Below are 8,117 nucleotides of genomic sequence, written 5' to 3' on the forward strand. Positions count from 1 at the left end.
TGACGCCCTTGAGTGACTGCACTTCTGAAAAAACGAGAATAAAAATGAGAGAGAGGTAAGTGACATGTTGAGGAAAAAGACCAACGGGGTAGCGAAAGGCTCCCGTGCCGGATCTTTACTTTCATCGCTCGCTACGAAAACCATGGACCGCCGCGGCTTTCTGGCCGCTTCCGGCGTGACAGTGGGCGGCCTGGCAGCCTTGTCGATGACGTCCACGCGCGTCAAGGCGGCGGCACCGGCGACCGGAGGGGGAGAGGTCGTCCGCAAAAAATCCGTATGTACGCACTGTTCGGTGGGCTGTACCGTCGAGGCGGAGGTCCAGAACGGTGTATGGACCGGCCAGGAACCCGGCTGGGACAGCCCCTTCAACCTGGGAGCCCATTGCGCCAAGGGCGCCTCGGTACGGGAACACGGTCACGGTGAACGCCGTCTCAAGTACCCGATGAAAATGGTCAATGGCCAGTGGCAGAGGGTTTCCTGGGACCAGGCCATCAACGAAATCGGCGACAAGATGCTGCAGATCCGCGAGGAGAGCGGCCCCGATTCGGTTTACTGGCTGGGCAGCGCCAAGCACAACAACGAACAGGCCTACCTGTTCCGCAAGTTCGCGGCCTACTGGGGCACCAACAACGTCGACCACCAGGCCCGGATCTGCCACTCAACCACAGTTGCCGGCGTAGCCAACACCTGGGGCTACGGGGCCATGACCAACTCATACAACGACATCCACCAGTCCAAGGCGATCTTCCTGATCGGGGGTAACCCCGCCGAAGCGCACCCGGTGTCGCTGTTGCACCTGCTGAAAGCCAAGGAAGAAAACAACGCGCCCCTGATCGTGTGCGACCCGCGCTTCACCCGGACCGCGGCACACGCGGACGAGTATGTGCGTTTCCGGCCCGGTTCCGACGTGGCGCTGGTATGGGGCATTCTCTGGCACATCTTTGAAAACGGCTGGGAAGACAAGGAATTCATTCGCACCCGCGTGTACGGCATGGACGAAATCCGTGCTGAAGTCGCCAAGTGGACTCCGGCGGAAGTTGAGCGGGTAAGTGGTGCGCCCGGCGCCCAGCTTGAGCGCGTGGCCCGTACCCTGGCCAACAACCGCCCGGGCACCGTGATCTGGTGCATGGGTGGCACCCAGCACACCAACGGCAACAACAACACCCGGGCTTACTGCGTACTTCAGCTGGCCCTCGGAAACATGGGCGTTGCCGGCGGCGGCACCAACATCTTCCGGGGTCACGACAACGTCCAGGGCGCCACCGACTTTGGCGTGGTGGCCGACAGCCTGCCGGGTTACTACGGTCTTGCGGCCGGCTCATGGGCCCATTGGGCACGGGTCTGGGAAGAGGACCTGGACTGGCTCAAGGGCCGTTTTGCCATGTGGGACAAGAATGGCAAAACCAAGGCCATGATGAACGAGACGGGCATCCCGGTATCCCGCTGGATCGACGGTGTCCTCGAGGCCAAGGAGAACCTGGAGCAGCCGGACAACACCCGGGCCATGGTGCTGTGGGGCCACGCCCCCAACTCCCAGACCCGTATGCTGGAAATGAAGGAAGCCATGGAGAAGCTCGACCTGCTGGTCGTGGTGGATCCCTTCCCCACCGTTTCAGCGGTGCTGCACGATCGCAAGGATGGCGCCTACCTGCTGCCGGCGACCACCCAGTTCGAGACCAGCGGTTCAGTGACCGCCTCGAACCGTTCGCTGCAGTGGCGTGAAAAGGTCATCGAGCCGCTGTTCGACTCCAAGGTGGATCACGAGATCATGAAGCTGTTTGCGGACAAGTTCGGTTTCACCGATCGCATGTTCCGCAACATTGCCATTGAAGGCGATGAGCCGGTGATCGAGGACATCACCCGGGAGTACAACCGTGGCATGTGGACCATCGGCTACACCGGCCAGTCCCCGGAGCGCCTCAAGAAGCACATGCAGTACCAGCATCACTTCGACAAGACCACCCTGCGTGCCGTGGGTGGACCCTGCGATGGCGACTACTACGGTCTGCCGTGGCCCTGCTGGGGCAACCCGGAGATGAACCACCCCGGAACCGCGAACCTGTACGACATGTCGTTGCCGGTATCCCAGGGCGGCCTCACCTTCCGCGCCCGCTTCGGTGTCGAGCGTAACGGTGAGAACCTGTTGGCGGAGGGCGTCTACTCGAAGAACTCCGAGATCAAGGACGGCTACCCCGAGTTCACCATGCAGATGCTGATGGACCTGGGCTGGGACAAGGACCTGACCGCCGACGAGCGAGCCGCTATTGATGCCGTGGCTGGTGCCGAGACCAACTGGAAAACCGACCTCTCAGGCGGTATCCAGCGGGTAGCCATCAAGCACGAGTGCGCGCCGTTTGGCAACGCCAAGGCCCGGGTCGTTGTCTGGAACTTCCCGGACCCGATCCCGCTGCACCGCGAACCGCTGTACACCAACCGGCGAGACCTGGTGGAGGACTATCCAACCTACGAGGACAAGACCTTCTGGCGGGTGCCGACCCTGTATGAGTCCATCCAGAAGAAGGACTTCAGCAAGGAGTTCCCCATCATCCTCACCTCCGGCCGTCTGGTGGAGTACGAAGGTGGTGGTGACGAGACACGGTCGAACCCCTGGCTGGCGGAGTTGCAGCAGGACATGTTCATCGAGGTGAACCCGAGAGACGCCAACAACCTGAACATCCGTGACGGCAACGACGTCTGGGTGTCAGGGCCTGAGGGCGGCCGCATCAGGGTCAAAGCAATGGTAACGGAACGTGTTGGCGAAGGTGTCGCTTTCATGCCGTTCCACTTCGGCGGACATCTGGAAGGCAAATCCCTGCGGGACAAGTACCCCAAGGGCGCCGATCCGATTGTTCTGGGCGAATCCACCAATACCGTTCAAACATACGGGTATGACTCGGTCACGCAGATGCAAGAGACCAAGTGCACCCTGTGTTCGATCCAGCCGGCATAACAAGAGGTGTAGACCATGGCACTTGAAGGACAAGCACGAGCAAAATTCCTTTGCGACGCCGAGCGCTGCATCGAATGTAATGCCTGCGTAACGGCCTGTAAGAATGAGCATGAAGTCCCCTGGGGCATCAACCGTCGCCGCGTGGTGACCATCGAAGATGGCAAGCCAGGCGAGCGTTCGATCTCGGTAGCCTGCATGCACTGTTCAGACGCGCCCTGTATGGCCGTCTGCCCGGTGGACTGCTTCTACCAGACCGAGGACGGCGTGGTGTTGCACTCCAAGGATCTGTGTATCGGTTGTGGCTATTGCTTCTATGCCTGCCCCTTCGGCGCGCCCCAGTTCCCGCAAGCGGGCAACTTCGGCAGCCGGGGCAAGATGGACAAATGCACTTTCTGTGCAGGCGGCCCTGAGGAAGACAATTCCACGGTCGAGTTCCAGAAATACGGCCGCAACCGTATTGCGGAGGGCAAACTGCCGATCTGTGCGGAAATGTGCTCCACCAAAGCCCTGTTGGCCGGTGACGGCGACGAGGTGGCGGACATCTATCGCCAGCGCGTGGTGAACCGTGGTTTCGGTTCCGGCGCCTGGGGATGGGGCACAGCCTACGAGAAGAAGGGCGCGTAAGCCGGCCCGGTTGTTCCGGGGCCTTCGGGCCCCGGAATTCATCGTGGCAACAAACGCTTCTTGTTGATTCCGTTGGAGTGCTTTCATGACTATAAAAATGTTTGGCGCCGCCAGCCTTTTGCTGGCAGCGCTGGTATTCAACCCTGCCTGGGCACAAGATGCTCCGGAGGGTGAGCGTGCGGCCACCGGGGGCGCCCAGACCCTGGAAGACATCCTGCGTCGTCAGGAGCAGATGAAGGTCGACGATTCTTTCCGGTCGGAAAACCTGGGCGATCCCGCCAATGCGGCGCCGATCACCGAACATCTGGGAGCCCAGGGCGGGGTCTCCGCTTCCGACACCTGGCGCGCCATCCGCTATGACGAAATCAATCCCACGACACAGGTCCGAGGCCCTGCGGTCGATGTCCTGATCCAGGACGGCGGCATGCCCTGGTACAAGCTGCGGGAAGGGCCGATGATCAATTATGGCGGCGGCGCCATCCTGGGCATCATTGCGCTGCTGGCACTGTTCTACTTCCTTCGCGGCAAGATCCGGATTGAGGGGGGCCCTGCGGGAACCACCATCGAACGCTTCAAGGCCATCGAGCGTTTTGGCCACTGGCTGCTGGCGGGCTCCTTCATCGCCCTTGGCCTGACCGGTCTGATCACCCTCATGGGACGCAGCTTCCTGATTCCGGTGATGGGACCCGAGGCCTTCGCCACCATGGCGGCCGGTTCCAAGTGGATCCACAACAACGTTGCCTGGGCCTTCATGCTGGGGCTGGTGATGACGTTCGTCATGTGGGTGGCCCACAACATCCCCAACAAGCTGGACTGGCAGTGGATCAAGGCAGGCGGTGGTATCTTCACCAAGGGCCATCCATCCGCCAAGAAGTTCAACGCCGGCCAGAAGATCATCTTCTGGACGGTGATGATTCTGGGCTTCTCCGTGTCCCTGTCCGGGCTGTCGCTGCTGTTCCCCTTCCACCTGCCGATGTTTGCCGACACCTTCGGCGTCATCAACAGCATTCTCGGAACCAGCTTTCCCACCGATCTGGCGCCCCATGAGGAGATGCAGTACGCCAATATCTGGCACTCCATCGTGGCCTTCGTGATGATGGTGGCCATCATCGCCCATATCTACATCGGTTCGGTGGGTATGGAGGGTGCATTCGACGCCATGGGTAATGGCCAGGTGGACCTGGAGTGGGCCCGCCAGCACCACGACCTGTGGGTGGAGGAAGTCCAGGCCAAACAGGGTAAAGGAGGATCATCATGAAGGTCATGATTTCCGCGTTTGTCGCAGCCCTGGTGATTGCCGCTATAGCGCCGGTCGCCCTGAATCAGTTCGGCTGGTCCTCGGTCGAACAGACCAGCAGCGAGAGCGTCCGGCTTGAGTGATCAGCCCGAAGTGCACCAGATCGACGCCGTCGGTCTGGTGTGCCCCCTTCCCATCCTGCGCTTCAAAAAACGCACTCAGCATTTGCCCAGCGGCACCCGGGTGGAATTCCTCGCGGACGACCCCAGTGGCCGCAAGGACCTGCAGGCCCTGTGCGAAATCACCGGTCACCGGATCGAATGGATCCGGGAAGAGAACGCCGGTGTGACCCGCTACCGTATCCGCCTGGCATAGCCGCGGCGCTGGACCTCCGGGTCCTGCTTGAGATTGGCCAGACCAACCATGGTCGGTCTCCCCACTACCCTGCCGATGAACTAAGCTGTCCGGGCGACATGGCTCAGGAACAATAACAATGACTCAACCGCAGTTTGACTACATCATCGTGGGCGCCGGTACCGCCGGCTGCCTGCTGGCCAATCGCCTGAGCGCGGACCCGGCCAACCGGGTGCTGCTGATCGAGGCCGGTGGCCGGGACAACTACCACTGGATCCACATACCGGTGGGCTATCTCTACTGCATCGATAACCCCCGTACCGACTGGCGTTTTCGCACCGAGCCGGACCCCGGCCTGAATGGCCGCTCACTGATCTACCCCCGTGGCAAGACCCTGGGCGGCTGCTCCAGCATCAACGGCATGCTCTATATTCGCGGCCAGGCCCGTGACTACGATCACTGGGCCGAGGTCACCGGCGAAGACGCCTGGACCTGGGCCAACTGCCTGCCGGATTTCATGCGCCATGAGGACCATTACCGGCTCGACGACAACGGTGACGCTGACCCGGACCACCACAAGTACCACGGCCACGGTGGCGAATGGCGGGTCGAGCGTCAGCGCCTGAAATGGAAAGTGCTGGAGGACTTCGCCACCGCCTGCGTCGAAGCCGGTATTCCCCGCACCCGTGACTTCAACCGGGGCGACAACGAGGGCGTGGACTACTTCGAGGTCAACCAGCGCTCGGGCTGGCGCTGGAATACTTCCAAGGCATTCCTCCGTGGCGTCGCAAAACGGCCCAACCTCACTCTCTGGCACTCCACCCACGTGCTCGGTCTGGCCTTCGACACCGGCGGCTCCGTGCCCCGCTGCACCGGCGTGAGGGTGGAAAGACCCGGTCAGGGAGAAACCCTGGCCAGCGCGGAGCGGGAGGTCATCCTGTCCGCCGGCGCGATTGGTTCGCCGCAACTGCTGCAGCTGTCCGGCATCGGGCCGGCAGGGCTGCTGCGGGAGCACGGCATTGATCTGGTGCGAGACCTGCCCGGGGTGGGCGAAAACCTGCAGGACCACCTGCAGATACGCTCCGTCTACAAGGTAAAGGGCGCCACCACCCTCAATACCATGACCCATTCCCTGCTCGGCAAGGCCCGCATCGGCCTGGCGTATTTGCTCACCCGCTCTGGCCCGATGAGCATGGCCCCCTCCCAGCTTTGCCTGTTCACCCGCAGCTCGGACGAATTCGAGCACGCCAACATCGAGTACCATGTCCAGCCCCTGAGCCTGGACGCCTTCGGCCAGCCCCTGCATGACTTCCCGGCCATCACCGCCAGCGTCTGCAACCTGAACCCCACCAGTCGCGGCACGGTGCGTATCCGCAGCCGGGACCCGAAACAGGCACCGGCCATCGCACCCAATTACCTCAGCAGTCCGGAAGACCGCAAAGTGGCTGCCGACTCGCTGCGGGTGACCCGGCGCATTGCCGCCCAGCCGGCATTCGCCGCATACCAGCCGGAAGAGTACAAGCCCGGCCTGCAATACCTGACCGACGAGGAGCTCACCAGACTGGCGGGTGACATCGGCACCACCATCTTCCATCCGGTGGGCACCAACCGCATGGGTCGCGCCGACGATGAGCTGGCAGTGGTGGACCCCCATTTGCGGGTGAGAGGCGTAAGCGGTCTGCGGGTGGTGGATGCCAGCGTCATGCCCACCATCACCAGCGGCAATACCAACTCGCCGACGCTGATGATCGCGGAGAAGGCGGCCCGCTGGATCCTGGCGGACCAGTAGCCGGCAAGAGGACTCGGCAGGGCCGGTCTGTCTGACCGGTTTTGTTCAGTGCCCTTTTCGTCTAGCATAAACAACCTTTTCCGGGGCCGGAACCGACCGGAACCCCACCCTGACGACCGTGGCCAAACCATGCTAACCACCATTGAACTCGATGCCGCACAGGCCGGCGCCATTGAACAGGCGGCGGACCTGCTTCGCCAGGGCGGCCTGGTGGCCATTCCCACCGAAACGGTCTACGGCCTGGCCGCCAACGCCTGCGACGATGCTGCGGCGCGAAAGGTTTTCGAGGCCAAGCAGCGACCCATCGGCCACCCACTGATCGTGCACCTGGCCGACCCTGATCGCGTTACCCAGTGGGCCGCTACCGCGCCCCGTATTGCCCGGCAATTGATGGATCGATACTGGCCGGGCCCGCTCACGCTGCTGCTGCCCAAACGGGCGGGCGTCAGCGACCTGGTGACCGGCGGCCAGCCCGGTGTGGCGCTCAGGATGCCGGCTCATCCGGTGGCCCTGGCCACCATTCGCGCCGCCGGGGTGGAGCTGGTCGCCCCCTCCGCCAACCCCTATGGCAGGATAAGCCCCACGACGGCCGACCATGTGGCCCGCGGCCTGCGGGGTAGAATCGACGCGATTCTCGATGGCGGTGAGTGCTCGGTTGGCATTGAGTCAACCATCCTCGACCTGACCGGCGAACAACCGGCCATCGCCCGCCCTGGTCTGATCGGCCAGGCCGAACTGGAGCAAGTCCTGGGCATACCGCTGCTGGCCCAGGTGCCCTCCCAGCAGGCGGTACCGGGCAACGTCAAGCGCCACTACCAGCCGACAACGCCAACGGTCGGCGTGGCCGGCAAGGATTTTCCCAAGGCATTGCAGCAACTGGCCAGCCCTGCAGAACGGCTGGGCGCAGTCTGGTTCCAACATGCTCCGCCGGAATCAACGGTTGCCGAAGCCATCCAGCTCGGGGCCGACCCCGAGGCCTATGCCCGCATGCTCTATACCGCCCTGCATACCCTGGACCAGGCCGGTCTGACGCGCATCCTGGTGGAACTGCCACCTGCCACCGAGCCCTGGCGGGCCATCAATGATCGGCTAAGCCGCGCCTGCAGCCAGTAACGGCCATGGACTTCCAGAACAGGGTCGAGGCCGGGAGTAGCCGGCTGCAA

Annotated in this window: 7 protein-coding genes; all 7 read left to right on the top strand. The window is 62.8% G+C overall.

Annotation, left to right across the window (positions count from 1 at the left end; translation table 11 throughout):
- Positions 1-64 precede the first annotated feature (64 nt).
- The 7 genes from R3280_RS01345 (at position 65) to R3280_RS01375 (ending at position 8,067) form a co-directional block, all read left to right on the top strand.
- Complete coding sequence (locus tag R3280_RS01345; RefSeq protein WP_413468726.1) at positions 65-2,950, top strand: formate dehydrogenase subunit alpha; 2,886 nt, start codon at positions 65-67, stop codon at positions 2,948-2,950.
- 15 nt (positions 2,951-2,965) lie between these two features.
- Positions 2,966-3,574: a formate dehydrogenase FDH3 subunit beta gene (gene fdh3B / locus R3280_RS01350; RefSeq protein WP_318996778.1), complete on the top strand. Its 609-nt coding sequence runs from the start codon at positions 2,966-2,968 to the stop codon at positions 3,572-3,574.
- 85 nt (positions 3,575-3,659) lie between these two features.
- The gene (locus R3280_RS01355) at positions 3,660-4,832 is read left to right on the top strand and encodes a formate dehydrogenase subunit gamma (RefSeq protein WP_318996779.1); all 1,173 of its coding nucleotides are present in this window, start codon (positions 3,660-3,662) and stop codon (positions 4,830-4,832) included.
- Complete coding sequence (locus R3280_RS01360) at positions 4,829-4,954, top strand: hypothetical protein (protein WP_318996780.1); 126 nt, start codon at positions 4,829-4,831, stop codon at positions 4,952-4,954. Before R3280_RS01355 ends, R3280_RS01360 begins: the two co-directional genes overlap by 4 nt.
- Positions 4,947-5,186 (top strand): sulfurtransferase TusA family protein, encoded by a 240-nt coding sequence (locus R3280_RS01365; RefSeq protein WP_318996781.1) that lies wholly within the window; start codon positions 4,947-4,949, stop codon positions 5,184-5,186. The genes R3280_RS01360 and R3280_RS01365 overlap by 8 nt, the downstream gene beginning before the upstream one ends.
- A 118-nt stretch (positions 5,187-5,304) precedes the next feature.
- Positions 5,305-6,954 carry a GMC family oxidoreductase gene (locus tag R3280_RS01370; protein ID WP_318996782.1) on the top strand — a complete coding sequence of 550 codons (1,650 nt, stop codon included), beginning with the start codon at positions 5,305-5,307 and terminating at the stop codon, positions 6,952-6,954.
- A gap of 129 nt (positions 6,955-7,083) precedes the next feature.
- Positions 7,084-8,067, top strand: coding sequence for an L-threonylcarbamoyladenylate synthase (locus R3280_RS01375; protein WP_318996783.1), 984 nt, complete (start codon positions 7,084-7,086; stop codon positions 8,065-8,067).
- Positions 8,068-8,117: the final 50 nt, after the last annotated feature.

The sequence above is a fragment of the Marinobacter sp. genome (assembly GCF_033722195.1).
Classification (GTDB): Bacteria; Pseudomonadota; Gammaproteobacteria; order Pseudomonadales; family Oleiphilaceae; genus Marinobacter.

Excerpts from the sequence above, each read along its gene's own strand:
- R3280_RS01360 (WP_318996780.1), top strand. The coding sequence starts at position 4,829 with ATGAAGGTCATGATTTCCGCGTTTGTCGCAGCCCTGGTGATTGCCGCT.
- R3280_RS01370 (WP_318996782.1), top strand. The coding sequence starts at position 5,305 with ATGACTCAACCGCAGTTTGACTACATCATCGTGGGCGCCGGTACCGCC.
- R3280_RS01375 (WP_318996783.1), top strand. The coding sequence starts at position 7,084 with ATGCTAACCACCATTGAACTCGATGCCGCACAGGCCGGCGCCATTGAA.
- fdh3B (WP_318996778.1), top strand. The coding sequence starts at position 2,966 with ATGGCACTTGAAGGACAAGCACGAGCAAAATTCCTTTGCGACGCCGAG.
- R3280_RS01345 (WP_413468726.1), top strand. The coding sequence starts at position 65 with ATGTTGAGGAAAAAGACCAACGGGGTAGCGAAAGGCTCCCGTGCCGGA.
- R3280_RS01355 (WP_318996779.1), top strand. The coding sequence starts at position 3,660 with ATGACTATAAAAATGTTTGGCGCCGCCAGCCTTTTGCTGGCAGCGCTG.